The organism is Streptomyces sp. NPDC058000 (genome assembly GCF_042886435.1).
In the GTDB taxonomy this organism is placed as follows: Bacteria; Actinomycetota; Actinomycetes; order Streptomycetales; family Streptomycetaceae; genus Streptomyces.
Genome location: NZ_JBHVQS010000003.1, coordinates 218226 through 242990 on the forward strand (window position 1 = coordinate 218226; position 24765 = coordinate 242990).

Annotated in this window: 22 protein-coding genes; 5 read left to right on the forward strand and 17 right to left on the reverse strand. The window is 70.5% G+C overall.

The features are described 5' to 3' along the window. Positions 1–81: 81 nt before the first annotated feature. From ACFVT2_RS05780 to ACFVT2_RS05795, 4 genes are all read right to left on the reverse strand, one after another. On the reverse strand, positions 82–564 hold the full coding sequence (locus ACFVT2_RS05780; RefSeq protein WP_390012602.1) for a DUF5709 domain-containing protein: 483 nt from the start codon (positions 562–564) through the stop codon (positions 82–84). 80 nt (positions 565–644) lie between these two features. Beyond that, positions 645–1061, reverse strand: a complete 417-nt coding sequence (locus ACFVT2_RS05785) for a DUF2795 domain-containing protein (protein WP_390012604.1) — start codon at positions 1059–1061, stop codon at positions 645–647. A gap of 167 nt (positions 1062–1228) precedes the next feature. Beyond that, a complete protein-coding gene (locus ACFVT2_RS05790) occupies positions 1229–2668 on the reverse strand; it encodes an MFS transporter (RefSeq protein WP_390012606.1) in 1440 nt (479 codons plus the stop codon). Beyond that, a complete protein-coding gene (locus tag ACFVT2_RS05795; RefSeq protein WP_390012608.1) occupies positions 2665–3612 on the reverse strand; it encodes a nucleoside hydrolase in 948 nt (315 codons plus the stop codon). The genes ACFVT2_RS05790 and ACFVT2_RS05795 overlap by 4 nt, the downstream gene beginning before the upstream one ends. A 334-nt stretch (positions 3613–3946) precedes the next feature. On the opposite strand from ACFVT2_RS05795, the gene ACFVT2_RS05800 reads away from it, so the two are divergent. From ACFVT2_RS05800 to ACFVT2_RS05810, 3 genes are all read left to right on the forward strand, one after another. Next, positions 3947–4990 carry a LacI family DNA-binding transcriptional regulator gene (locus tag ACFVT2_RS05800; RefSeq protein WP_390012610.1) on the forward strand — a complete coding sequence of 348 codons (1044 nt, stop codon included), beginning with the start codon at positions 3947–3949 and terminating at the stop codon, positions 4988–4990. An 83-nt stretch (positions 4991–5073) separates the two neighbouring features. Beyond that, a complete protein-coding gene (locus ACFVT2_RS05805) occupies positions 5074–5589 on the forward strand; it encodes a lytic polysaccharide monooxygenase auxiliary activity family 9 protein (RefSeq protein WP_390012612.1) in 516 nt (171 codons plus the stop codon). Positions 5590–5797: 208 nt separating this feature from the next. Then, positions 5798–6745, forward strand: coding sequence for a hypothetical protein (locus ACFVT2_RS05810; protein WP_390012614.1), 948 nt, complete (start codon positions 5798–5800; stop codon positions 6743–6745). A gap of 213 nt (positions 6746–6958) precedes the next feature. Here the strand turns inward: ACFVT2_RS05810 and ACFVT2_RS05815 are convergent, their stop codons facing one another. The 4 genes from ACFVT2_RS05815 to ACFVT2_RS05830 all read right to left on the reverse strand — a co-directional run bounded on the left by ACFVT2_RS05815 (position 6959) and on the right by ACFVT2_RS05830 (position 10536). Further along, positions 6959–7363 carry a DUF779 domain-containing protein gene (locus tag ACFVT2_RS05815; protein ID WP_390012741.1) on the reverse strand — a complete coding sequence of 135 codons (405 nt, stop codon included), beginning with the start codon at positions 7361–7363 and terminating at the stop codon, positions 6959–6961. A gap of 148 nt (positions 7364–7511) precedes the next feature. Beyond that, positions 7512–8468, reverse strand: coding sequence for an aminoglycoside phosphotransferase family protein (locus ACFVT2_RS05820; RefSeq protein WP_390012616.1), 957 nt, complete (start codon positions 8466–8468; stop codon positions 7512–7514). A 200-nt stretch (positions 8469–8668) separates the two neighbouring features. Further along, positions 8669–9388 carry an HAD family hydrolase gene (locus tag ACFVT2_RS05825; RefSeq protein ID WP_390012618.1) on the reverse strand — a complete coding sequence of 240 codons (720 nt, stop codon included), beginning with the start codon at positions 9386–9388 and terminating at the stop codon, positions 8669–8671. A gap of 227 nt (positions 9389–9615) precedes the next feature. After that, complete coding sequence (locus ACFVT2_RS05830) at positions 9616–10536, reverse strand: ScbA/BarX family gamma-butyrolactone biosynthesis protein (protein ID WP_390012620.1); 921 nt, start codon at positions 10534–10536, stop codon at positions 9616–9618. A gap of 99 nt (positions 10537–10635) precedes the next feature. Between ACFVT2_RS05830 and ACFVT2_RS05835 the strand changes: the two genes are divergently transcribed. Continuing rightward, positions 10636–11295, forward strand: a complete 660-nt coding sequence (locus ACFVT2_RS05835; protein WP_390012622.1) for a ScbR family autoregulator-binding transcription factor — start codon at positions 10636–10638, stop codon at positions 11293–11295. Between the two features lie 26 nt (positions 11296–11321). Here the strand turns inward: ACFVT2_RS05835 and polX are convergent, their stop codons facing one another. The 8 genes from polX to ACFVT2_RS05875 all read right to left on the reverse strand — a co-directional run bounded on the left by polX (position 11322) and on the right by ACFVT2_RS05875 (position 21015). Beyond that, positions 11322–13052: a DNA polymerase/3'-5' exonuclease PolX gene (gene polX / locus ACFVT2_RS05840; protein ID WP_390012624.1), complete on the reverse strand. Its 1731-nt coding sequence runs from the start codon at positions 13050–13052 to the stop codon at positions 11322–11324. A 68-nt stretch (positions 13053–13120) separates the two neighbouring features. Then, positions 13121–13573, reverse strand: coding sequence for a Pycsar system effector family protein (locus ACFVT2_RS05845; RefSeq protein ID WP_390012626.1), 453 nt, complete (start codon positions 13571–13573; stop codon positions 13121–13123). A 152-nt stretch (positions 13574–13725) separates the two neighbouring features. Then, a complete protein-coding gene (locus ACFVT2_RS05850; protein WP_390012628.1) occupies positions 13726–15060 on the reverse strand; it encodes a DUF4407 domain-containing protein in 1335 nt (444 codons plus the stop codon). Next, the gene (locus ACFVT2_RS05855; protein WP_390012630.1) at positions 15053–16126 is read right to left on the reverse strand and encodes a hypothetical protein; all 1074 of its coding nucleotides are present in this window, start codon (positions 16124–16126) and stop codon (positions 15053–15055) included. Before ACFVT2_RS05855 ends, ACFVT2_RS05850 begins: the two co-directional genes overlap by 8 nt. 5 nt (positions 16127–16131) lie before the next feature. Next, positions 16132–18378 carry a hypothetical protein gene (locus tag ACFVT2_RS05860; protein WP_390012632.1) on the reverse strand — a complete coding sequence of 749 codons (2247 nt, stop codon included), beginning with the start codon at positions 18376–18378 and terminating at the stop codon, positions 16132–16134. Further along, positions 18371–19039 carry a hypothetical protein gene (locus ACFVT2_RS05865; protein WP_390012634.1) on the reverse strand — a complete coding sequence of 223 codons (669 nt, stop codon included), beginning with the start codon at positions 19037–19039 and terminating at the stop codon, positions 18371–18373. The genes ACFVT2_RS05860 and ACFVT2_RS05865 overlap by 8 nt, the downstream gene beginning before the upstream one ends. A gap of 225 nt (positions 19040–19264) precedes the next feature. After that, entirely contained in the window at positions 19265–19972 is a 708-nt protein-coding gene (locus ACFVT2_RS05870) for a Crp/Fnr family transcriptional regulator (RefSeq protein WP_390012636.1), read from the reverse strand. 506 nt (positions 19973–20478) lie between these two features. Next, positions 20479–21015, reverse strand: a complete 537-nt coding sequence (locus ACFVT2_RS05875) for a hypothetical protein (RefSeq protein ID WP_390012638.1) — start codon at positions 21013–21015, stop codon at positions 20479–20481. 288 nt (positions 21016–21303) lie between these two features. Here ACFVT2_RS05875 and ACFVT2_RS05880 point away from each other — a divergent pair, with 288 nt between their 5' ends. Next, entirely contained in the window at positions 21304–22209 is a 906-nt protein-coding gene (locus ACFVT2_RS05880; protein WP_390012640.1) for a RimK family alpha-L-glutamate ligase, read from the forward strand. 182 nt (positions 22210–22391) lie between these two features. Here the strand turns inward: ACFVT2_RS05880 and ACFVT2_RS05885 are convergent, their stop codons facing one another. Next, positions 22392–23738, reverse strand: coding sequence for an MFS transporter (locus ACFVT2_RS05885; RefSeq protein WP_390012642.1), 1347 nt, complete (start codon positions 23736–23738; stop codon positions 22392–22394). Between the last annotated feature and the right edge of the window lie 1027 nt (positions 23739–24765).

The following is a 24765-nucleotide window of genomic DNA, read 5'->3' on the forward strand; positions in this document are numbered from 1 at the left end:
GTTACGGCGAAGCCTCGGCCGTACCCCGGCCGTCCGGCAAAGTCCGTTGCTGATTCCGCAACGAAACGGAGGGAGCCCCCGTTAAATCTCGCCCTCGACCACCCCGCCCACGTCATGGGCGATGTGCACCGCGGCCTCCTCGGCGGACGCCGCGCCCCCGTCGACGCCCACGTCGCGGGCGATGATGTCGTTGCTGCCGCCGCCGCGCCAGAAGCCGTCGTCGGAGCTGACGATCCGCCCGGCGCGCTCGTCGCCGACCTGGTCGTCGTAGGGTTCACCGGCACCGTCCGGCAGGTCGCCGATGCCGTCGCCGTCCGGCGCGCAGACGTCCGGCAGCTCGATGGAGAGCCGGTGGGCCAGCGACTCGCGGTCGTGCTGCTCCTGCGCGGTGGTCCCCTCGTGGTTCACCACGAACGGGCGCTCCGGCGGCGAGTAGCCGGTGTCCAACGCCTCGTCGAGCCCCGGCTCGTCCAGGGCGTCCTCCATGTCGAGGTCGTTGGGGTTGTCCTGCGGATCGGATCTGGGCGGCTGGTAGACCTCGTCGCCCATGGCGTCGTCGGACATTGCCGCCCTCCTCTTCGCCTCCATACGGGGTGGTGTGTACCCCTCCGTGGCCATTGTCCGCCACCGCGGGCTCCTCGGCCTCAGGAGCGCCGGTCCTCGGTCCCCAGCCCGAGCGATTCGGCGATGCCCTGCACATTGCCGTACCGGTGGTGGGTGGGGAGTTGCTCGGCCATCGAGACCAGGCGGTCCGGGGCGTGGTTGCGGCGCAGGATACGGAGGATGTCGTTGCGCTCGGCCGGGTAGACGCTGCGGCCGAGGTACTGCGCCAGTTCGGAACGGAGCCCCACGTCGCGCTCGGACATGCCGTGCGGGGTGCCGCCGCGGTAGACGCTCTCCGGTGACGGCGCCGCCACCGGCTGGTCCTCGCCGGGCGGTTCCAGCTCGCGGTTCTCGTCCGTGCGCAGCGAGCGGTCCATCGTCATCTGGCTCCGAAGCTGCTTCTTCATCATGTCGTCCCGGGCGGGACCGGTCTTGTCCATACCGTGTTCCATGACCATTGCTGCCTCCGATGCCTCCGGTTCCAGTCTCCCTTTTCCCCCCGTCCTGACAACACGGCGCCAGGACCGGACCCGGCGCCCGCCGGCCGCCCCGGGCCCGAATACGGGACCGCCCGCCGCTCCCGGGGGTCCGGGAGCGGCGGGCGGTCGGTGCGCGGCCCGCGCCGTCAGCTCGTGGCCTCGGCGGTGGTCGGCTTCGGGATCAGGAACGACGTCGCGATGGCGAGCGCCAGGATGACCACACCGGCGATCATGCCGGCGGTGTAGCCGCCGGACGAGGCCGGGTCGGCGGGCGTCAGCGCGGTCTTCACCGCGTACAGCGCCGCGAAGCTCAGCCCCGCGCCGAGGTTGAAGGCGCCGGCGTTCAGACCGGGCAGGAAGCCGGGGTTCTCACCGGGGGAGAGGACGATGCCCAGCCCGTTGAGGACGATGTTGGCCACGCCCGCGTAGGTGATGCCCACCAGCAGCGAGGTCACCAGCAGCAGCACGTGCGACTGGCTGTGCATGGTCAGCAGCATCAGCACCACCGAACCCACGGCCCCGACGAGGCCCAGCCGCAGGATCCGGCCGTAGCCGAAGGTCGCGGCCAGCCGGCCGGCCAGCGGACCCATCGCCAACCCGGCGAGCGCGTACGGCGACAGCGTCCACCAGGCGGACGCTTCGGCGGACATCCCCAGTCCGGCCTGGGCGTCCTGGGCGAAGGCCGGGATCAGGCCGTTCATCACCGCGAACACGCCGGTCATGGTCAGCACCGTGGTCAGCAGCAGCGACCAGGTGGCCCGCTGCTTGAGGTGCCGGGTGGCGACCAACGGGTGCCCGCTGCGGTTCTCGGTCCGCCAGAACAGGGCGAACGCGGCGGCGGCCAGGACCACGAGCACGGCGATCATCGGCCAGTTGGCGGCGGCCAGCTTGCCCGCCTCGTTAAGCGCGATCAGCAGCGCGCCGACCGAGACGACCAGCAGCGCGACGCCGGGCCAGTCCATGCGGGACGCGTTGGGCGCCTTGGACTCCGGGGTCAGGGTGGCGACCAGCGCCGTGGCCAGTGCCGCGACGACCCCCATCGCCCAGAAGACCGACTGGAAGCCGTGGTGGTCGGCGAGGTAGCCGCCGGCCAGCGAGTCGACGCCGGCGATACCGCCGTTGACGGCGGTGATCACGCCCAGCAGGGTGCCGTACTTCTTGGGCTCCTGGACCTCGACCCGCAGCATGATCAGGCACAGCGGGACGACCGGCCCGCTCACGCCCTGGATGATCCGCCCGGCGAACAGCATCGGGATGCTCGTCGCGAGCGCGGCGACCACACAGCCGACGGCCATCAGGGCGAGCATGCCGGCCAGCACGCGGCGCCGGCCCAGGACATCGCCCAACCGGGGCAGGAACAGCGAGAACAGCGCCGCGGAGGTGAAGAACGCGGTCTGGGTCATGCCCACTTCGGCGGAGCTGGCACCGAGCGAGTCCTCGATGCTCTTGAGCGCCGGGCTGAGCATGCTGGCGTTCAGCTGGAAGGCGAAACAGGCCACCAGCAACGCGGTGACCAGCACGCCGATCCGTACGCCGGAACCGCCGCCGGAAACGTCTGTGGAGCGTGGTGCGGTGGAGACGTTCATGCGCGGCCTTCGCCGATCCGCTCAAGGGCGTCCACCACGAGGTTCCAGAAGCGCTCGTGGTCGAGCTTGACCGCGACCTGGGTGTGGCAGTCGGCCGGCGCCGGCGCCCGGAAGTCGGTGACGGTCATGCCCAGGGTCAGCGCGCCGCGCAGCTCGATGTCGACCGGAGCCTTGCGGACGGTCATCACGTCCGGGTCGATGACGTACGCCACCGCGCACGGGTCGTGCACCGGCGGGAACTCGAAGCCCTGGTTCTCGCGGTACGCCTCGCGGAAGAAGTCCAGCAGCTCCAGCACGAACCGGGCCGGCGCGGTGCCGACCGCGGCGATCTTCGCCTCGACCTCGGGGGTGGCCAGCGCCTGGTGGGTGAGGTCCAGGCCGACCATGGTGACCGGCCACGTCTCGTTGAAGACGATGTGCGCGGCCTCGGGGTCGATGATGATGTTGAACTCGGAGACCGCGCTCCAGTTGCCCTCGTGGTAGCCGCCGCCCATCAGGACGACCTCGCGCACCCGCTCGGCGATCCGCGGCTCCTTGCGCACGGCCATGGCGATGTTGGTCAGCCCGGCCGTGGGGACGATGGTGATCTCGCCCGGCTCGTGGGACATCACGGTGTCGATGATCAGGTCGACGGCGTGCCGGCGGTCCAGCTCGAAGGCGGGCTCGGGCAGTTCGGGCCCGTCGAGGCCGGTCTCGCCGTGGATGTCGGGGGCGGTCTCGATGGACCGGACCAGCGGACGCGGGTTGCCCGCGGCGAACGGCACACCGGTGATCCCGGCGATCGTCGCCACCGACAGCGCGTTGCGGGTCACCTTCTCCAGCGTCTGGTTCCCGACCACGGTCGTGACGGCGACCAGTTCGATGTCGGGATTGCCGTGGGCCAGGAGCATGGCGATCGCGTCGTCATGCCCCGGGTCGCAGTCGAGGATGATTTTTCTGGCCAACGGGAGAGCCCCTTTGCTCTGCGGAACGGTGAAGCGGGGTGAACTCGATCTCAGGGGCGCGCCAGCCAGGGGGCGCGGCGTCAGCCGCTCCAGTGGAGCCGGTGCGTGCACCGGGCGCTACCTCGGGAAAACGTTCTCCGGAAATTTCGCTCATGTTGCGCGGAGATGTCAATGAATCATCAACGAAGTGTGAGGCAGGCGACCCCTCTACCCGCTGGTACGGAGGGGAACGGAGCTGGTACGCCTGGGTACGTGCGGTGATAACGATTGCCGCCACCGTCCGGGGCAGTGCGGTGCGCAGGGCCGCCGTCCCGTAGTGGAAGGGCACGCCGTCGTGGCCGAAGTGACCTTGCGGGACGTCGCGCGGGCGGCGGGCTGCTCCGTCGCCACCGTCTCCCGCGTCCTGGCCGGCACCCGCCCGGTCGGCGCCGAGACGGCGCGCGCCGTGCGGGCGGCGGCCGACCGCCTGGGCTACCGCCCCAACGAGGTCGCCCGCGCGCTGCGCAGCCGCGTAACCGGCACCGTCGGCCTGGTCCTCCCGCAGATCACCAACCCCTTCTTCCCCTCCCTCGTCCGGGAGTTGGAGCACGCCCTGCACGCCGAGGGCCGGGCCGTCCTGCTCGCCGACTGCGATGACGACCCGGAGACCGAGGCCGCCCGGATCGCCGCGCTGCTGGGCCGCCGGGTCGATGCCCTGCTGCTCATCCCGGTCGACGAACGCCGCAGCCGGGACGCGGTGGCGGCTGCCGCGGCGCAGGTGCCGCTGGTCCTGCTGGACCGCGGCTGCGGCCCCGGCGTCGCCGATTCGGTCGCCGTCGACAACGCGGCCGGGATGGCCCTGGTCCTTGCGCACCTGGCCGCCACCGGCCGCCGCCGCCCCTGCTTCATCGGCGCCGCCGGCACCGCCTCCGCCGCGGTCGAACGGCACACGGCGTACGCGGCGGGGGTGACCGCCCTCGACCCGACCGCCCCGGAACGCACGGTGCTCGGCGACTTCTCCGTGGAGTGGGGCCGGGCCGCCGTCGATCGGATCTGGCCCGCCCGACCGGACGCCGTGGTCTGCGCCAACGACCTGATCGCGGCCGGTGCCCTCCAGCGCCTGCGGCAACTCGGCGCCGACGTCCCCGGTGAGGTCGCGGTCACCGGCTTCGACGACGTCCCGCTGGCCGGCCTCGCCGACCCGGCCCTCACCACCGTCCGCCAGCCGGTGGCCGAACTGGCCGCCGAGGCCGCCCGGTTGCTCGCCCGCACCCCCGCCGCGGTCCCGGTCCCCGGGCCCCGCCGACCGGTCCGTACCGTCCGGCTCGCCCCGGAATTGGTGGTACGGGCGTCCAGCGCGCCGGGCGGAGCGGGCACTGAGGCGCTCCCGACCTCTTGACCGTACGCGGTCACAGCGTTAAGTCTAGACCAATTGCTCGGCACGCCCTCGCGTCAACCACCCCCCTACGCGAAAGGGTTGACATGAACAAGAAGAGAAGGCTGGCCCTCGCCATAGGCGCCGGTATCGCCCCCCTCCTCGTCGTCAGTCTGCCGGTCAGCCCGGCCAGTGCCCACGGCTACGTCTCCTCACCGCCCAGCCGACAGGCCCAGTGCGCCGCCGGCACCATCGACTGCGGCCCCATCAAGTGGGAGCCGCAGAGCGTCGAAGGGCCCAAGGGGCTGACGAGTTGCAGCGGCGGCAACAGCCAGTTCGCCGACCTGGACGACGACTCCAAGCCGTGGAAGGTCACCCCGATCAGCAGCAGCCAGACCTTCACCTGGCGCTTCACGGCCCGGCACGCCACCAGCAACTGGCAGTACTTCGCAGGCGGCCAGAAGGTCGCCGAGATCAACGGCAACGGAGCCCAGCCCCCGGCCGAGGTCTCCCACACCGTCGACTTCGGCAACATCAAGGGCCAGCAGAAGATCCTCGCGGTGTGGAACATCGCCGACACGGCGAACGCCTTCTACGCCTGCATCGACGTCACCATCGGCTAGTCCCGACCGGTCCCGACCAGTCCCGACCAGTCCCGACCCCGCACCGTCCGCTCCACCTCCGTCCTCCTTCTCCGCTCACCCTCCCCACTGTCGCCCCGCGCCCCGTCCCAGGACGCGGGGCGACGCCGCTGTCAGGGGCACCCGTTACGATCGGCGCATTCAAGGGCCGATGCGGGTGGCCGCGGAGGGCCGCAGCCGGGAGGAAGAGATGGGTCTGTTCCGCCGAGGACCGAAGCGGGATTCCCGCGACCTCGCACGCGACGAGGAGTTCAGCTTCTTCTCCGAGCGGGAAGGCCGCGCCTTCAGAACCCAGGTCCGGCAAGCGTTCGCCGAGCGCGGTCTGGAGGTCACCGCGTACGCCGGAGTGGTCACCGACTCCGCCGGCCGCCAGTTCGGCCTCGGCAATCTGGCCGCTGTCTGCCACCGCGACCGCCGCGGCGAGCGCAGCTGGCCGACGCTCATCCGCGACCACGTCGGCAAGGTGCTGCGCACCATGGACGGCCCGCAGCCGCTGGAGATCCTCTCCCACGACGAGATCCGGGCCTGTCTCTACCCCCGGATCGTCGCCCAGGAGACCCTGCCCGCCTCCGACTCCTTCCACTACGGCCGCGAACCGGCCCCCGGACTGTGCGAGGTGCTCGCCCTCGACCTGCCCGAGGCCGTCCAAATGCTCAGCGAGGATTCCCTCACCGACCTCGGGGACGTGGCCGAGCTGCGGATCCGCGCCATGAACAACCTGCGCGCCCTGCCGGTCGAGGGGCACGAGACGGTGCGCCGCGGCGACGGCTCGGCGTTCGAGGTGCTGCTCGGCGACTCCTTCTTCACCGCGAGCCGGGTCCTCGTCCTCGACGACCTGGTCGAGCGCCTCATGGGCACCGCCCTCACCCGGGACGGCGCCCTGGTCGCCCTGCCCTTCCGCCACCAGCTGGCGTTCCACCGCATCCACGACGCCCAGGTCATCCCGGCCCTCCAGGCCATGGCGCAGTTCGCCGCGGCCGGCCACGAGGACGCGGCGGGCGCGATCAGCCCCCGGGTGTACTGGTGGCGCCGCGGGATGATGACACCGCTGAGCGAACCGGACGGCGACGGCCTGCGAGTCGTGGTCGACGTGGAGTTCCAGGACATGTTGGAGCGCCTGGTGCAGGACGAGCCGTGACCGCGCCCGGCGCCCGGCCGGAAGTCCCCGACCCGGCCCGTCCAAAATTTTTCCGCGAAATCTTCGCCGGGAGGGAACCCCGACCGCCCGCAGCCCGTTTCTCAGTGTGAGGCCCCGCGTTCTCCCCCGTGCGCGGGGCCTCGCCATGTCCACCGGTGCCGCTGCGCCGCACCGCGCAGAGCCCCACCACGCCGGGCCCCACCGTGCGGGGCCTCACCCGTCGAGCTGCGCCCGCTCCTCGTCCGTGAAGAGCCGCGAGCGGATCAGGAAGCGCACGCCCTCCGGCGCCTCCAGCGAGAAGCCGCTGCCCCGCCCCGGTACGACGTCCACCGTCAGATGGGTGTGCCGCCAGCGGGCGAACTGGTCCGCCGACATCCAGAAGCCCACCGGCTCGGGCACCCCGTCCACCGCCAGCTTCTCCAGCAGCACGTCCGACGCGCCGGTACGGAACTCCCCGGCCGGATAGCACATCGGCGCGCTCCCGTCGCAGCAACCGCCGGACTGGTGGAACATCAGCGGCCCGTGCTGCGCGTGCAGCGACCGCAGCAGCGCGGCGGCGGTGTCGGTGAGCGCGATCCGTGCGGCGCCTTCCGGGAGGCCGGTCCCCTGGTCGTCCATGTCGTTCACGTGCTGCCCCTTCGTCGGCCGGTCACAGCGGGCGCGGTTCCCCTGCCGGGCGGGGGAGTGCCCCGCCCGGCAGCATGGCAGAAGCCCGCCGCGCCACGGAATACACCGGATCACGCCGGACCGGGACGGCTGCGCCGCCTCACCCCCGGCGGCGGCGGTTCGCCCCGGCCGGCATCCGGTGGTCCAACAGCACGCCGGCGATGGCCACTTGGGACGGCGCCAGGGCGGGGCTGCCGTCCTCGACGTCCCACAGGGCGTTCTGCAGGACCCGGCCGAGCGTCCAGCCCGCGGCCCGTTCCCGGTCCAGGCCGACCACCTCGGTCAGCAGGTCGAAACGGCGCAGCACCGCCCGCCGCACGTCACCGGTGGCCACCACGTCGTCCCACCGGTTGTCCAGGGCCGGCAGCAGCTCGAACCCGGGGTCGCCGGCCAGCGGTTCCGGGTCGATGGCCAGCCAGGGTTCACGCTCCCCGGCCAGCACGTTGTCGTAGTGCAGGTCCCAGTGCAGCAGACGGTCCCCGGCCTCGCCGAGCAGGTCGGCCACGGCGGCCGCGCAGGTGCGCACCAGCGTCCGCTCGGCCGGGTGGCGGAGCGCGGGGACGGCCCGCGGGGTGTGGTCGAGCATGGTGGCGGCGAGGTCCGAGAGCCGGCGCAGCCCCGCCGGGGCGGGCACCGCCACCAGCCGCCTCATCAGCTCGGCCAGGATCCGCAGCGCCTCGGTGTCGTCGCGTACCGCCGGCAGGGGTCGGCCGGCGTCCAGCCGTTCCAGCAACTGGGTGGCGGTCTCCGCGTCGTGGTCGAGCAGCCGCACGATGCCGTTGCCCCGCCAGGCCCGTAGGCCCGCCGATGCGCCGGCGGTCTCCTCCCGCAACTGCTGGAGCTTGAGCGCGGCCGGCGTCCCGTCCGCCCGCCGCACCGGCAGGACGAGCGAGGCCATGCCGTACCGGGCGGGGCCGTCCGGCCGCAGCGTCCAGCGGTCGAGGAACTCCGCGCCCAGCGCGGGCAGCGCGGTGAGCCAGTCCCGCTCCGCGGCGCCGTGCGCACCGTAGGACGTCGCGAACGCTTCGGGTACGTCGATCAGGGCCGACGTGGTCATCAGGGAATCTCCTTCGTGGATCCGGATCCGGGATGCGGTGCGGGAACGAAGGAGTCGGTGGGGGTGCCCGGGCTGCGGGCCAGCGTCAAAGCATGCGTTCACCCTAACGCGGCCGGCCGCGGGGGCCGGTTGCCCGGTCGGGCCCGCCGCCGCGGCCGTCGTGCGGCGCGGCGGCGGAACTCCCCCACGTCGGGCGGGAGTTACGGTCTGCCGTTCCCGGTGGCGCCGGGTCCGGAGCCCTGGGCAGGGATACGGGCCCCCGCCCAGCCCTGCACCGCCGGTTCCTCCAGGGAGTGCACCCACCAGTCGGCCATCTCGGTCTCCGGCGCGGCGGGCCGGGGGCCCACGCCGATCACCCGCAGTCCCGCCGCCGCGGCGGCCCGGACGCCGCAGGGCGAGTCCTCGACGGCCAGCGCCCTGGCCGGTTCGACCCCGCAGAGGCGGGCCGCGGTGAGGTACACGTCCGGATGGGGCTTGGGTCTGGTAGTGGCGTCGGGCACCACGATGTGGTCGAAGAACCGCCGCAGCCCCGCCACGTCGAGGCAGGACTCGACGACTTCCAGCGGGCAGTTGCTGGCCACCGCCAGCGGGGCGAACTGCGCGGCCGAGCGCACCAGTTCGGGGGCGCCGGGCATGGTCGTCGGATGCGCCGCGACGAGCCGACGGAAGCGGTCGAGCAGCGATGCGGTGAGCTCGTCGGCCAGTTCGGGGCGGCCGAGGGAATCGGCCATCAGCCGTCCGCACGCGGTGTAGTGCAGCCCCCGGGCCTGTTCCGAGAAGCCCGGTGCGGGGGTGCGGCCGTATTCGCGCAGCACCGCGTCACGGGCGTCCACCCAGTGGCGTTCGGTGTCCATCAACGTGCCGTCGCAGTCGAAGACCACGGCGGCGGGGGTCCAGGAAAGGATGCGATGTGCTGTCATCCGAGGTTCCGTTCCGATGGGCCCGGAGGGCGGCGACGTGACCGGTCGGCCCGGAGGCGTGACGGTGTCGGTGCGCGGCCGCGGCAGCGGGCTGAGGGGTTCCGGCTGAGGGCGGCTCCCGGACAGGGGAGACCTGGGCGCGCTCGGCGTCGGAAAATAACGATCGTTACGTTACGGACGGCGATGCGGCAGGGTCAATAGATCGATAAATGTCCATATTTTATGCTCTATGGGTAACCGAAGGTGCCGTAGGCCGTTGGTGTGCCGCCCTGGACGACGCGGAACACACACGTCGAGTGGTACCGGGTGCACAGCACGCGTGCGGCCGGCGCGAGTTCGGTGAACCGCACCGCCCGCAGCCGCCCGGCGCACGGCCGGGCCAGCGCGCCCCCGCTGCGGTACGCGACGGCCTGTCGCGCGGCCTCCAGGAGCACCATCCCGGGCACGTGGTCGGTGGGGTGGTCGAAGAGGAACGGGTGCAGCGGGTCGGCCGGCGCCACCAGTAGCCCGTCCCCGTCCTCGGCCAGAACCGCGTCCTGGGGGTGGTTCACCGTCAGCGCGCCGGCGTCCGGCCGGTGTGCCGCCGTCCGGGGTGCGGCCGTCGGCGCACCGGCCGCACCCCGGGTCCGCAGCGCGGCGTAACCCGCCCCGTCCACGAACCGCACCCCGCCGCCGCCCTGCCCGAACACCGCCCCACGGGCGGCGAACGAGGCGTCCAGCCGCAGGCCGCTGACGGTCCGGTCCGGTGTCCGTCGGATGCCGCTCACCCGGGCGCGGCAGGTGACCTCGGTCGCGCCGGGCTCGGCCGGCGGCTCGCTCTTCGGGGTCAGGCGGAAATACAGGTCGGTGATGATCGCGTGGCGCGTCGCCGGAACCCCGAGGAACCGCAGCGGGACGTACAGCCCGAGCTGGCGCAGGGTCTCCACCAGGACCAGCGGGCTGTGCCGCTGCGATCCGTCGCGGGGGAACGTCGTATGGGCCCGCGGCCAGGACGCCGCCGCCTCGAAGACGTCCGGCGCGGTCGTCCGCCGCACGTCCGTGAGGAGGACCTCGGCCACGGAGGTCCGGTGCACCAACTCCCGCTCGACGGTGCGGGACCAGCTGAGCGGCCCATTCTTCTCGACTGCGTCGACAGGTGACGTATTCATATGACCAGGGAATATCGAAATTCGAACACGCGCACCCGTGAATTGGAAGCGCCCGGGCGCGGTAGATTTCTGTCAGGTGGCACGAGAACGACATCTGAGGTGCACGTGCAGATCCGGGCGAAGACCACGCGCAGGTTCCTTCTGGAAGCAGCCGCAACCTTGTTCGATGAACGGGGCTATGTCGGCACGAGCATCAGCGATATCAGCGCGCATTCCGGCCGCACCAGCGGCGCGATCTATTTCCACTACGCGAGTAAGGAGAAGCTCGCCCTCGCCATCGTCGAGGAGCACTTCGACACCTGGCCGCAATTGATCGGCCGTTACCGACAGCCCGGTGTGCCCGCACTGGAGAAACTCGTCGGGTTGAGCTTCGAGGTGGCGCGGGCGTTCCGCGACGACATCGTGGTCCGGGCCGGGGCCCGCCTCTGGGCGGAGCGCAAGGCCATCGAGACCCAACTCCCGGCACCGTTCCTGGGGTGGATCGAAGCCGTCACCCAACTACTCGAAGAGGCCGCCCGCAACGGCGAACTGGCCGTCGGAGTACCGCCCGCCGCCACCGCACACAGTGTGGTCTGCGCCTTCTTCGGCCTGCACACCGTCTCCGACGCCCTGGAGGGGCGACGGGACATCGAGGAGCACCTGGGCGACCTGTGGCTGCTGCTGCTCCGCGGCCTCCAGGCCGAGCCGGACCCGGCGGCACTACTAGACCGGGCGCACCAACTCGCCCGCGCTGCCCGAGCGGCGCCCGAACCCGCCTGACCGGGCGCGGCGGCGCCGGCCGGTCGCTACGACCGGCGGCCGCCGCGCAGGAAGCGTCGCAACGCGGTCAGCGACCAGGTGTTGATGACGTCGTCCTTGGTGAGCCAACCGCGCTGGGCCGTGCCCACCCCGTAGCGCATATACGGCAGATGTGTAGTGGCGTGGGCATCGGAATTCACCGCGAATTTCACACCGTGGCGTTTGGCGCGGAGGATGTCCTCGTCGCACAGGTCCAACCGCTCGGGGTGGGCGTTGATTTCCAGTGCGGTACCCGTCCGCGCACAGGCTTCGAAGACCGCGTCGAAGTCGGCGTCGATTCCCGGGCGTTTACCGATCAACCGTGTGGTGGGGTGCCCGATGATCGCGACGTACGGATTCTCGCAGGCGCGGATGAGGCGACGGGTGAGCGCCTGCCGGCTCTGCTGGAAGTGCGAATGCACCGAGGCCACGCAGAGGTCGAATTCCGCCAGGAACGCGTCGGGCCAGTCGACGTCGCCGTCCGGCCCGATGTTGAGTTCGGTGCCGTGCAGCAGCCGCATACCGCGGTGCTTCCGGTCCAGCGCACGCACCGCGTCCCGCTGCGCGAGCATCTTCTCGTCGGTCATCCGCTGCATGGCGAGGTTCGGCGCGTGGTCGGTGACGGCGAAGTACCTGTACCCCCGGGCGGCGGCCGCGGTGACCATGTCCGCCAACGAGGACAGCCCGTCGGTGAGATCGGTGTGGGTGTGCAGATCGCCCCTGATGTCGTCCTCCGCCACCAGGTCGGGCAGGTCGCCCCGGAGCCCGGCGGCCACCTCGCCCCGGTCCTCCCGCAGCGGCGGCGCGATCCACGGCAGCCCGAGCCGGCCGTAGATCTCCTCCTCCGTCTCCGACGCGACCAACTCCCCGCTCGCACTGTCGAACAGCCCGTACTCGGACAGCTTGAGCCCGTTCCGTACGGCGATCGCACGGGTGCGGATGTTGTGCCCCTTGGACCCCGTGAAGTACTGGAGCCCCGCGCCCCAGGAGGCCGGCGGCAGCACCCGCAGATCCACCTGGAGGCCCTTGGTGGTGCGGATCGAGGTCTTCTTCTGGCCGTGCGCGATGACCTCGGCGGTGTACGGGAGCTCCGCCAACGCCGTCATGAAGGGCGCCGACCGCTCCGCCGCCACCAGGACGTCGATGTCCCCGATCGTCTCCCGCATCCGGCGCAGCGACCCCGCATAGGTGCACCGCTCACATCCGGTGATCCCCGACAACTCCCCGGTGATCTGCTCCGCGACGTCCATCGCGGCACTGATCAGGATCCGCCCGCCGCCCGCCTGTTGCAGCAGCGAGATCCCGTGCAGGATGTTCTCCTCGGTCTTCTCGCCGAACCCCTTCAGATCCCGCAACCGCTCCTCGTGGACGGCGTCCAGCAACTGATCCACCGACGTGATGCCCAGATCCTCGTAGAGCACCATGGCCTTCTTCGGCCCCAGCGTGGGGATGGCGATCAGCTCCCGCACCCCCGCGGGGATCTCCGCCCTGGTCTCCTCGATCACCGCCACCCGGCCGGAGCGCAGGTACTCCACCACCTTCTCCGCGATCGACGCCCCCACGTGCGGAATCTCCCGCAGCCCCGTCACATCGAGCTTCGAGACATCGGCGGGATGCCCCCCGATCGCCCGGGCGGCCTTCTCGTACGCCCGGGCCTTGAAGGCGTCACCACCACTGATCGCAAGGAGGTCGGCGTACTCCTGGAGCAACGCCTCGACCTCCTCGTTGGCGCGGACCATGTCTCCAGGGTGCGCCTGGTGGGGTGGGGCGGCATGTGAAGGGGCGGCGGCGGGGCACCATCCGCCGCTCAGCGCAGTGAGCCGAGCAGCACGCCGAGTGACGTCAGGACCAGGAAGAACGCGCTCGTGACCATTCCGCGCCGGATCCAGCGGTACTTGGTGGCGACCACGCGAGACAGCTCGGCGAACTGGCTGACGTCCCGCTCCACGGGATCGGTCCGGCGGACGGCGGAGCTCAGGTGGGCGGAGGTGGAGCCGACGGCATCGCCGAAGTAGTGCACGCGGTACCGCCGGGCCGTTGCCGTACGGGGCACGATGACCAGGCCCAGCAGGCACAACGAGGGCGGCAGCGCCGCACAACCGGACCAGAAGCACAGCTGGGCGACCACCCCGAAGCGCAGCGGAGCGACGGCACCCGCGCTCACGGCTCCCAGGAGGGCGGTCACGGCGAGCCCGAGGACGGACAACAGGAAGCCGGCCTTCTGATCCGCCTTGACCATCTCCTCGCGGGTCTCGGTCACCAGTAAACGGGCCAGGGCGTCACCCCTGGGACCACCGCCGTCGCGGCGTGGACCACCAGCCCGGCTCGAAACGGACAACGGGACTCCTCTCTGGCGCAACGGGGGCTCCCCGGCCGGTGGCCGGGGAACCCCTCCGGTCGGCAGGGGCCGGATCAGACGGACGACTTACGGCGCAACTCGTCCTCCAGGGCGTTGACCGCCTGGCTGACGCGAATGTTCATCTCCGCCACGTGCTCGCGGCGGGCAGCGTCGAATTCGGCCTTGCGGCGCCGCACGTACTGTTCGCACTCCTCCTGGGCGATCTCCAGCTCCGCCAGCGACTTCCGCTCCGCGGCGCGTACGGCCGCGTCGTGCACCTTGACCGCACTGTTGCTGCGCGACGACAGCAACCGGTCGTAACTGCTCTCCTGGCCGAGGAACTTGACCAGCACCGGCAGCACGTCGATGAGCACGAAGAGCAGCCGGACCAGCCAGACACCCGTGAACAGCGTCGGGTTGTCCCCGGTGAGCTGCTCCAGGGCCGCCATGCGCTCCAGCACGCCGATGCCCTTCTGCTTCGCCCGTTCCTGGGCCACACGGCGGGCGATCTCCTTGTCCCGGGCGGTCAGGAAGGCGCCACGGGAGTGCGTCAGCCGGCTGCCGTCCTGGCCGATCCGGTCGTTCATCCCGGTCAGCCGGCGCTCGTTGGCCGCGGTGTGGTGCGTGGCGCGGTAGTCGGCCGCCTTCGCCCGCAGCCGCTGGCACTCCGAGGTCCGTTCCAGCAGCCCGGTGCCGGCATCGCGGATCAGCTGACGGCACTCGTTCCGGACGTCCGCATCCAGGGACTCCAGCAGTTTGGCGTCCTGGTCGACCCGCTTCTGCAACTCGGCGGCGTCCTGGCGCAGCGCGTCCAACTCGGCGGACTGCCCTCCCGGCGTCGCGCTGAACGACAGCAGGTAGCTGTCGCAGCCACCCGGCCGCCCCTGGTCACCGGAACCTTGTGAGGGGTCGGGGTTGCAGCGCAGGAGGTTGCTCCGCAGCCGGTCCACGTCGCCGTGCCGTTCGTCCTGGATCCGCTCCTCGACCGCGGTCTGGAATATCCGCAACACCAGCGGCTCGGCGATGACCGTACCCAGCAGCACGGCCACCAGGAGGCGCGTCAGCAGCGGGGTCACCCGTCGTTTGGCGTTCGGTTGCGGGGCGATCAGCCAGCGGTCGAGATTGAGCACGAACAGCATCCAGACCACGGCGGGGACCAGCGCCAGGACGGACGTGCCACCGACGGCCTCGTTCGCGAAGTTCCACATGGAGAACGCTGCGATGACGGAGGTACCGAGAACCACGCCGCCCAGTGCGGTGTACTTGCTGCGCTCGTACCAGACCCAGGCGAGCAGGTTCTCGTCCACGCCGGTGAGGGACCGCAGCCGGCGGGCCGGGTCGAAACCCGTGGGAGGGGCCTTTTCCCGGGGCCTGCCGTACCCCTCCGGCAGCTTGAGGTAGTCAGTCAAGGAGGTGGTCCTCGTCCTTGATGTAACGGGGGCCGGGCCCCTGGCCGTTTCGGCTGGTCAGCTTTGCGGGGGAGCCGTTGGCGCGGTCCGCCGGCGCGGACTCCACGGCCGGGGCCGCCGGACCGGCGGCCGGGACGGTGCCCTGCTCCATCAACTGCTGCAACACCTGCTGGTAGTCCACGAAGTGTTCGGCCCGGCCCATGTGCGTCACCAGGGTGCGCAGCAGATCGGCGTGGAGTGCGCGCTGTTCCCGCTCGCGCTCCTGCGCCCGGCCGCCGGCCTGGGCGGCCGCCTGCTGCCGGTGTGCCCGGTCGTCGTCCTCCCGGCGGTGCGCGCGCTCGGCGATCGCGGCGACGTCGATGACGTTGCGGGTCACCCCGAGCGCGTCCACGTACTCGCCGCCCTGCTGGAGCAGCTCCGCCAGTCGCTGCACCGACTGGGACTCGAACTCGTGCTGTCCGCGGAGGAGTTCCTGGTCACGACGCTCGTCCCGGAGCTTCTGCTCCCACTTCCGCAGGTCCTCGGGCGTGAGCACCTCGATGCCGACGAACTCCACGTTCATCCCGGCGATCCGCGGCGTGACGATCGTGGTGTACGCGGTCATCCGGCGGGTCGCCTCGTCGCGGACCGCGTTGACCTCCTCGATGCGATGGGCGGCGCTGACCCGTGACAGCTCACTGTCCCCGGCAAGGTACGCGCGAAGGGGAACCGTCACATCGTCGATGCCCTGGCGGGCGACGGCGGTGGCGTCCGTGACCTGGCAGGTGAAGGACGCCCGGATCGTGAAGGTGTCGGCTTCGCTCACCGAGGGGACGACCCGCTCCGCCTCGACCAGCCGGGCCCTGGTGTCCACCAGGCTCACCGACGAGGCGTCCACCACGTCGGGGTGCGACGGGTCGAAGGTCATCCCCTCCGGGTATTCGCGGTACTGACCGCCGACCCGGAAGACGTAGACCGCACCGGGCGGCAGCGCCGGTACGTCGGCGCGCTGCCGGCGGCGTGACCACCAGCCGCGCTGCACGGTCTGCAGCATCTGCTCCGCCACGATCGGATAGTTCTCGGGCACTGCTGTCATCCTCCTTGGAGGGAAAGGGAATTGCTGGTGGATCCGTGGCGTCGCAGGTTTCCGAGGAGGACCTGTACGAGGTGCTGGGTACCAGGTATCGCGTAGTCCGGATGGCGAACCGCCACCGACACGTTGGCCCGCAGTCCCTGCCACTGCCGGCGGTCCAGCGCGCCACGCATCGCCTCGCCCAGCTCGCGTACCGAGCCGGTGGCGGACGGGACGTCCTGGAGTGCGGCCAGGGTGCGGACCAGTGCGGTCACGGCACGTGCGCGGCGCACGCTGAGCAGCACGGTGGTCCAGAGACAGCCCAGGTGCCGGGCGGTCGGAGGGTGCCGCTGGAGCAGTTCCGCGGTCAGCGGTACCCCTGGGTTCAGCCCTTCCGCTTCGAGGATCTGCAGGACGGATTCGAGGGCCAGGGTCCGATCCCTGAGGTCCCGGGTGTGGGCCAGCTGGGTCCGTAGGAAGCGGAGGGAGATTTCCGCGCGCTCGGCCTCCGCTTCGGCCGCGGCCGTCGCAAGCAGGAGCACCAGCGAACGGCGTGCCGCGGCCGCCACCCGCTGTCCGCGGACGATCATCCCCCACAGGCAGTTGAGCGCCTCCAGCCGATAGAGGGCCCCGGCCTCGCCGGCGAAGGCCATCGCCGCCGTGATGGCGCGCAACTGCCCGTTGCCCAGCTTCGACCAGCCGAGGGCGGTGGCGAGTGCCTGCGGTGCCAGGCGCTCGTCTCCGCACATGAACTGCAGGACGAAGGCCGCGGTCAGTCGCTGGCTGCTGAGCCCGTCCGACCAGGACGGGAGGAGGTTCTCCTCGACCTCCGGCAGGGCGTGCCGGGCCAGCAGCGCCACGCCCCGCGCCACCTCTTCCCGGACCCGGGGGCCGCCCTCCAGGGCCAACTGGTTGAGCCAGCGCCGCAGCGGATACCAGAGCTCGTAGCCGTACAGTGCGTGCAGTTCGCCGATCACCAGCCCCCGTACCCTCGGAGAGGCGAAGACGATCGTCCGCTCGCTGCGGCACCGGTCGCCCCGGTGCACCGGAGTGGCGATCCCGGACGCGCGGGTGCTCCACGCGGCCCGACTCTGCCGCAGGGGCGGCCGGGTGACCGGGACGGCGTCCTCGTCGGACACCGGCTCGCCGGCGGGCCGGTCCCCGTTGCGCACGTAGTCATCGAGGAGCACCACCAGTTCCTCGAAGGTGCGCTCGGGAAGCCCCTCGGCGAAGGCCAGGGCCGCGATCGGGAGCAGATCCTCGGGCGCGGGGCTCTTCTGGAACCAGTCCCGGACGGTCTGCTTGGCGCTGTCCCGAAGGCCCTCCAGCGCGGCCTGCGTGCCGTTGGCGAGCTGCCGGGCGGCCCGGACGATGTCCCTGGGCCGCCACAACTCCGCCACGAGCGCCCGGAGTTCGTCCAGGGTCGCGGCGGGCAGCTGGCCGAGGAAGGCGGCTCCGTACATCTGGTCCGCGCAGTGCTCGAAAAGCGGCAGCGGGCCCGGTGGGGTCCAGGGCACGCAGTGGCCCTTCAGCGCCAACCGCCGTCGGTCGGCCGGAGAGGCGGTGAGCACCAGGTAGGAGCCGCGGCGGCGCAACTCGTCCTGGAGCTTCTTGAGGTTGTAGTCCTGCACCGCGTCGGACTCGGTCTCGCCGGCGTAGTCGAGGATGACGTACCCGCTCGCGGGTTTGACGCTCCCCTTCTCCGCGAGATGGGTCAACGAGTTCGCGGGGGACAGGCTCCGGAGCGCGGCATCCTCGCCCAGCAGGTCCCGCAGCATCGCGAACGCCCCAGCCCGCCGCCCGCTGCCCTCCTCCCCGGCCAGCACCAGGAGGTGGTCGGACTGCAGCCGGCCGGCGGTTTCGTCATACGTGTCCGGGTGCAGGTAGTGCGCCAGTACCCGGCCGATCTCGGCGGGTTCGACCAAGCCGGGTGCCAGTCCCGGGGAGGTGGCGGCACCGAATCCGAACACCGATTCCGCCGCGTCGACCCGGCCGTAGAAGGTGTTGTAGACCTGCTGGACCCGATGGTTCAGAGCGCCGGTCAGCTCGTGGTAGTCCTGTTGATCGGCCTCCAGGTCTCGGGCCTCCAGGTCTGGGGCGGCCGGGTCCGGGTGGCCCGGCGCGGGGTGCGTGGTCTCGTCTTCGGCGGGGTCCGAAGCGGGACCCGCCGGTCCCGGTACGCCGTCGTCCGGTGCCTGACGAGGCGGTTCTTCCCCTGTTCCGGAGCCTGCCGGCGCCGTTGCGTCGTCGGGCTCGTGGTCAGCCATCAGTGGTTCCGAATCCGACGACCCCGCCGCGCAGGTCCACGGGAGCGTGGAAGTTGTTGACGTTGAGGTTCCGGCTCTTGTAGGTGCTACGGATCCCCTGGCCCGGATGGCCGGCCGTGGGGTGTTCCGAGCTGTTCGTCGTGGTGGTCCGGGCCGCGGCGGCCGGGTCCCTGGGGCCGTCGACCTCCGGAGCGGCGACTCCCGGGTCGAGATCGTCCGGATCGTGTCCCGGTACCCACAACCAGGCCGTCGACTCGCATTCCTTCTCCCGGATGTCCACCCGCCGGAAGGCGGACCGGGGAAGCGTGGTGTGTCCGCCGGCCACGGTGTTCAGGAAGACCGTGTCGGACAGGGCGAGCACCAGGTCGGCGTCGTCCGCGGCGGCCAGCGCGGCGCGGAGCGGATCGGAGTTGAGCAGTCGGCAGGTGGTGACCACGGTCCGGCCGGCGAAGCCGTTGTCGGCGACCTCCACCGGTCCGTGGTGGATGGCGGCCCGCACTCTCATCCGCGCGCTGCGTACCCGGTCCTCGTTGTAGGCGAGCAGCACCGCCGTGATGTGGCGGATGTAGTCGTCCACGATCCGGGGTTCGGAGCCGTCCATGGGGGCGACGGCCAACTGCTCGTCGCCCTTGGCCTGGATGTGCCATCGGGTCCGGTCCAATGCCGCATTGTGGGCGGCCCGGGAAAGGAGCCGGGGGAGATCGTGCTGGATTTCGGATTGCCGGCGGTCGTTGTTCCCTCCGTACGACTGGACATCCAGGGCAATGCACGTGCAGGGGTAGTACCCGGCCTGATCGGCCACTTGGTCATTCCTCCCTCACATCTCACGGGCTTTCCGCGAGGTGTGAGGGAGAGGCTAGGAGTGGCGGCGAGAAGCGAACCCGTATTAATACGGGTTCTCGGCCTCGATTTTTGCGAATTCCAGCAGCTGCGGAATGTCACTGATTGATATCTGACGGTAGCTGCGCTCGATCAGACCGCGTTGGGACAGTGCGGCGAGCGCCTTCTCCGCGGTGGGGAGGGCCAGTCCGGCGAGTGACGCCAATTCCGACTGCGTGAGGGTTACGCCGAGCGCGCAGCGCCGCCCGTCGGCGCCGCTGACCGCCTGTCCGTAGGTCTGGGCCAATTCGGCGATCACGCGGGCCAGTCGGGTCGACGCGTCGTAGGCGCGGAAGTCCAGTCGACGGCGGTTCGCCCAGCGCAGACGGGCACTCATCATGCGGTACAGCGCGGCCATGGCGTCCACATGCCCGCTGAGGAAGGTTTCCAACGTGCGCCGTTGGATGATCCGCGCGGTGACCTCGCCGCAGGCGATGACGGTGCCGGAGCGCGGCTCGTCCTCGAACGCCGCCATTTCCCCGACCAGATCGCCGGCCAGGCGAATCGCCAGGAGCATGTCGAAACCGTCCGCCGAGCTCGTCACCACCTTGACCACGCCTTGGGTGACCAATAGGACATGACTGCTCTCATCGCCCTGATGTAACAAAGTGCGATGTGCCGGGTATTTGGCCAGGGTGCCCAATTCCAGGGCGGCGGCGAGCGATGCGGGCTTCAGTCGGCCGAGAAAAGTGGCGAGCGGCCACTCGCGCCTCATCGGGTCGACTCGCCGGCCCGGGGCCTGCGCGAACTGGTGCGTAACTTCAGCATGCTCTATTGCCCCCATTGCGATGTCGTTCGCGCACGCACAGCGGTGCTCGGCACACGTCCCCCTATATTGCCGCCGGTGGGTGAATCATGAAGCAGAAGAACGGCTTTGGCTGAATTCCGTACCGGCCCGTGTCCGTGCGCCCATCCGGTGATGGCGGACTCGTCACGGAAGATCCGGAAACGGCCGCCGCAGGCGCAGAAGGAGGATCGTGGCGGCGCATGCGGCAACTGTCGTCACGGGGCGCTCGAACGCGATGGCGAGCATTATGCGCCGTAACCGGTTCCGGGAGGGGCGCCGTCACCCTTCACACCCCTTGCCACCGGGCGGGCCCGGGTCCGGCTGCGCCGGCGCCATGGATTGCCTTGCAGACGCCATCCGCTACCCCGTCAGTTAGGTCAGCGGTGGCTCCAGCAGGCCGGCGCCCTCGACAGCGGTGCGGGCCGAATCTTCCACTAGGCGGTCATCGTCTCGACCAGCCGGGCCAGTCCTCCCACCACCGCCCCGTAGCCGGGGATGGCGAGGAGCGGCCAAGGCACGGGGCGGGGGACCAACACCTTGGCGTGGAAGGCGAGGTCACGGTACTCGGGCATGCCCTCGGTGCCGGGGAGCACCATGAAGCGCGGCCGCACCGTACAGAACAGCAGCCAGTCGATGACCAGCAGGTCGAACAGGGTGAGGGCGAGGAAGCCGGTGGTGCCCAGGACGAACGGCGGTAAGAAGCCCAAGTGCCCCTCGGCCCGGTCGTGCAGGTCCAGCACGCCGACCACCGGAACAGCAACGAAGAGCAGGAGGTTCAGCAGGCCGGCCACCGCCGCGGTCCGTCTGCCGCGTGCGCTCTGCGGCCCGTACCGCTCCCTGATCGCGGGCGGGTAGTCGGAGAGCAAGGCATCCCGCGCCACGAGCAGGGAGCCGATGACGATCAAGGTGAAGAGGGACACCAGGACGAGGGCGTAGCCCATGCTGACGCGTGCGATCGCTATGAAGTCCATGGTGCCGGAGCCTAAGCGCCGTCGCGCAGATGATCTATTGCGTGCCCGTCACCCCGGCACCCCGTCGCCCCGCCTGTCGTTGAAGCGCGGTGCATTCGTCACGCGAAGTCGGCAATTGGCCGTGGCCCGCATCCGCAGTTCGACTCACGCGGGACCGGCCGTCCGTAATTGCGCTATCGCCTTCCGTAGTCACGCTGGCAGGATCGAGCCTCGCGGCGCGGGTGCCGCGAAGTGCGACCCAGTGGGCGAGGGGATCAGGCCGATATGGGCACACGCGAGGTTGTGTTGATGACCGATCACGCCTCGATGGAGGGCAGTCGTTCCGCTCTGGCCGCAGCCGTCGAGCTACTCACCGGACGACCACCCGTACTGATCGACGCGCGGCACTTCATGACGGGTGGGACCGGTCGGACGCACATCGTCGATGCAGGAGTCCGGTTCGAGGTGCCGGCCGAGGGCCTGATGGTGACACCTTCGGCGGTACTCATCTACGAGGTTCAGCCTCCCGAACGCCGCAGCTTCGCCCCGTTCCAACGACTGCTGAGCCGGCATGGGGTGGTGTCGCTGGGAACAGACGCCAGTGCCTGGCGGGAGGCCACCGAGAAGGACCTCATGGTGGAACGGTTCGCCCAGCGCGGTATCCGGCATATGGAAACCATCAGTCTGTCCCGGCCCAGCGCGCGGAGAGCCACCGAGGCATTCGAGCGACTGGGTCGAAACGTCTGGGCTCGGCCGGTGCTGGGCACCTGCGGAAACGACGTCTTCCACGTCACCACTCCCGAGCAACTGCGCGCCGCGATCGGCTACTACGCCCGTTCCGAGCAGGACTGGTTGATCTCCCGGGATGCCGACAACTTCAACTCCGATGGGCTGCGCCATCAGTTCCGTGTTTCCGTGCTGGACGGACGCCCGGTACAGGCATGTGAACATGTCCAGGCGGATCCGGACGCTCCCTGCAACGAGGCCCAGGGAGCGGGCTGCACCCCCTTGCCGATTGATGACCTGCCCGCAGAACTCTGCAAACTGGCCGTCTCGGCCACCGAGTCCATCGGGCTGCCGTTCGCCGGCGTCGACCTCGCCGTTGAGAACGGCGGCGTGGTGTTCGAAGTCAACGTGCACCCGATGCTCGGCTCGGTGCACCCCGCGGAGTCGGTCGCGGTCCCGTACGTGGAAGCGCACCTGGCCATGCTGTGATCACGCGAGCAGCCCCCTGATCCCAACTGGGGCCCCGCGCCCCCTCACCGCGTAGGCCAGGCCAGGCCGGTACGGCGGAGGTGCAGTGGGGCCGGGCCTTCCAGCCTTTCAGACAGTTCTCCGTGAACGCCGACACCCGCGGTCGGCCTTGCGCGGAGCGCCGAGGACGACCGCGGGCGCGTTCATGGCCGCCGCACCATCGCAAGGGCCGCAGCACCGATCGCGCAGGCGATGGCGGCCGCGAGGTAGGCCAGGTGATAGCCCCCCAGCCGGTTGTCGCCGGTCGCCGCGACCAGGACCAGGGCAGCGACTCCGGCGCTGGAACCGATCTGCTGCGCAACGACGTTCACCGCTCCGGCGACCGCGTGCTGGTGCGGCGGAACGCCGGTGAGCCCGGCCGTCGTCATCGCGGGGAAGTTCAGTCCCTGGCCGAGGCCGCTGATCACCAACCCGGGCATCACATGCAGCACGTAGTTCCCATGCGGCGGGGTGGTCATCCACAGTGCCGTTCCCGCGCCGATCAGGATGAGCCCGGTGACCATCAGCGTTCGCGGGCTGTACTTGGTCAGCAGCCGTCCGGTGGCGAAGGTGGCCGTGAGGAACACCGTCAGCGACATCGGTACCAGGGCGAGACCGGATTCGACCGGGGAGTATCCCAGCATCCCCTGGAGATACAGCGGCGCGAAGAACACGATCCCGACCGACGCCGTGTACTGGAGGAACGCCGCCGTGGTCGCGAGCCGCACCGATGAGAGCCGGAAGAGGGAGAGCGGCAACAGCGGGTCGGCCGTGCGGCGTTCGCGCACGACGAAGAGGACCAGGAAGACCACCGCGGCCCCGATGACGGCCCATGCCCACTCCCCGCCCCAGCTCACGCCGACGACGAGCAGTGCGAGGCCGAGGGTGCCGGAGATGGCGCCGGCCATGTCCAACGGGCCCCTGCGGCCCGCCCCGTCGGGCAGTCCGGCCCGCGTGACCGCGAGCACGATCACTCCGAGTGCCACCGAGAACCACAGGACCGACCGCCAGCCGAGGAACTCGGTCAGTACGCCACCCAGCAGCATCCCGCCGCTGAAGCTGGCCGCGCCGACCGCGGCGTACACGCCCAGCGCACGGCTGCGCTCCGGTCCGGCCGGGAACACCTCGGTCAGCAGGGCCAGTGCGGCCGGACCCGACAGTGCCGCGCCGATTCCCTGGACCGCCCGCGCGCCGAGCAGCACCGCGCCGTCCGGTGCCAGGGCGCCGGCCACGGCAGCCACCGTGAACAGGGCGACCCCGACCTCGAAGACCCGCCGTCGGCCGAACACATCGGCCAGTCGGCCACCCACCAGCAGGAAACCGGCGAACGTGACGGAGTACGCCGTCATGACCCACTGGAGGGAGGTGTCGGCCAGGCCGAAGCGTGCTCCGACGGACGGCAGCGACGCGTTGAGGACGGCCATTCCGCTCAGATCCAGTGCGAGCGCCCCGGCCAGCACCCCGAGCGCCAGGCCCGGCCTGTGCCGCGGCGTCGTTGCGAGGGTGGTCATGCGGACCTACCGACGACTGCCCGGGGGAGGTTCTGCCGGTTCGTGACGGGCAGATGGCTGTCGGCATGCGCCTGGCCGACTAAGTCGACGGGCCCCAGCGGGGCCGCGCCTGTCGCGGCCGGGCGGGCCCGCCTCCGTGATGGTCTGTTGCGCATGGTGGTGTTGCTTCCTCTCCCCAGGCGGGTTGGATACGAGCCCCACAAGCCGATCATTGCGCCAGACACAGGTCAACTGCTTGTTTCCCAACTGGCTGGAAACAACACGTAGTTCATGCGTGTCCGGCAGATGCGGAATCCAGGGCCCACCCTGGCGGCGCGCCTGTGGAACCGGCAACGGCCTGCCTCTGACCTCGCCCGGCGCAGCTTGCCCCTCGGAGAACGACACGGGCCGCACGGGGGTCGTTCAGTCGCCCTCCCTTGCCTTGGAGTAGGGAGCGCCGCCAGTCGCGACGGGGGTGGCGGCTGCAACGGATCACTAATAATGGATCACCAATACAGGCCGGGTGTGTCGGGAATAGCCCATCCTGGAGAGTGGTGCCGGTATTTGCGTTCGATGTCCGAACTGCCCCATGGTCATCGCCCGAGAAAAGAGTGAACCGGCCACTTGGGGATCAAATCTTGCCAGTGGGCCTTCCGGCCAGAGGATCACTCTTGTCTCACCAATCCCAGAGTGGCAATCTGATGTTCGCCGATCGGGCGAGCACCTCGTAATCCGGTCCACCTGGGTGAAACGGACCTTTACGCCCGTCGGCATTGCCCATGCAGGTGAAGAGTTTTGCGTGCACGTTCTCACAGTCAATGCAGTCGCCGATCAACCTGACCAGAAGACCGACGACGTACCCGGCGGGTGAACTGCCGGGCGGTGATTCCGCAGCAGATCGTGGTCTGCTGCGGTCGAGATGACTCAACGGGGGCAGTCACAGTGCAATCATTGGTTTTTCGGCAGCTGCGCCTTCACGTCCGGGGCGGTACAGGAAGTCGAGCACCATACGGCTCTCTTTGCCCTGACCGGGCTTCCGCACGTTTCT

Bases quoted from the DNA above. Each gene is read 5' to 3' on its own strand.
- ACFVT2_RS05780 (WP_390012602.1), bottom strand. From the start codon at position 564: ATGTCCGACGACGCCATGGGCGACGAGGTCTACCAGCCGCCCAGATCC.
- ACFVT2_RS05785 (WP_390012604.1), bottom strand. From the start codon at position 1,061: ATGGTCATGGAACACGGTATGGACAAGACCGGTCCCGCCCGGGACGAC.
- ACFVT2_RS05790 (WP_390012606.1), bottom strand. From the start codon at position 2,668: ATGAACGTCTCCACCGCACCACGCTCCACAGACGTTTCCGGCGGCGGT.
- ACFVT2_RS05805 (WP_390012612.1), top strand. From the start codon at position 5,074: ATGAACAAGAAGAGAAGGCTGGCCCTCGCCATAGGCGCCGGTATCGCC.
- ACFVT2_RS05810 (WP_390012614.1), top strand. From the start codon at position 5,798: ATGGGTCTGTTCCGCCGAGGACCGAAGCGGGATTCCCGCGACCTCGCA.
- ACFVT2_RS05815 (WP_390012741.1), bottom strand. From the start codon at position 7,363: ATGGACGACCAGGGGACCGGCCTCCCGGAAGGCGCCGCACGGATCGCG.
- ACFVT2_RS05820 (WP_390012616.1), bottom strand. From the start codon at position 8,468: ATGACCACGTCGGCCCTGATCGACGTACCCGAAGCGTTCGCGACGTCC.
- ACFVT2_RS05825 (WP_390012618.1), bottom strand. From the start codon at position 9,388: ATGACAGCACATCGCATCCTTTCCTGGACCCCCGCCGCCGTGGTCTTC.
- ACFVT2_RS05830 (WP_390012620.1), bottom strand. From the start codon at position 10,536: ATGAATACGTCACCTGTCGACGCAGTCGAGAAGAATGGGCCGCTCAGC.
- polX (WP_390012624.1), bottom strand. From the start codon at position 13,052: ATGGTCCGCGCCAACGAGGAGGTCGAGGCGTTGCTCCAGGAGTACGCC.
- ACFVT2_RS05860 (WP_390012632.1), bottom strand. From the start codon at position 18,378: ATGGCTGACCACGAGCCCGACGACGCAACGGCGCCGGCAGGCTCCGGA.
- ACFVT2_RS05870 (WP_390012636.1), bottom strand. From the start codon at position 19,972: ATGAGGCGCGAGTGGCCGCTCGCCACTTTTCTCGGCCGACTGAAGCCC.
- ACFVT2_RS05875 (WP_390012638.1), bottom strand. From the start codon at position 21,015: ATGGACTTCATAGCGATCGCACGCGTCAGCATGGGCTACGCCCTCGTC.
- ACFVT2_RS05880 (WP_390012640.1), top strand. From the start codon at position 21,304: ATGACCGATCACGCCTCGATGGAGGGCAGTCGTTCCGCTCTGGCCGCA.
- ACFVT2_RS05885 (WP_390012642.1), bottom strand. From the start codon at position 23,738: ATGACCACCCTCGCAACGACGCCGCGGCACAGGCCGGGCCTGGCGCTC.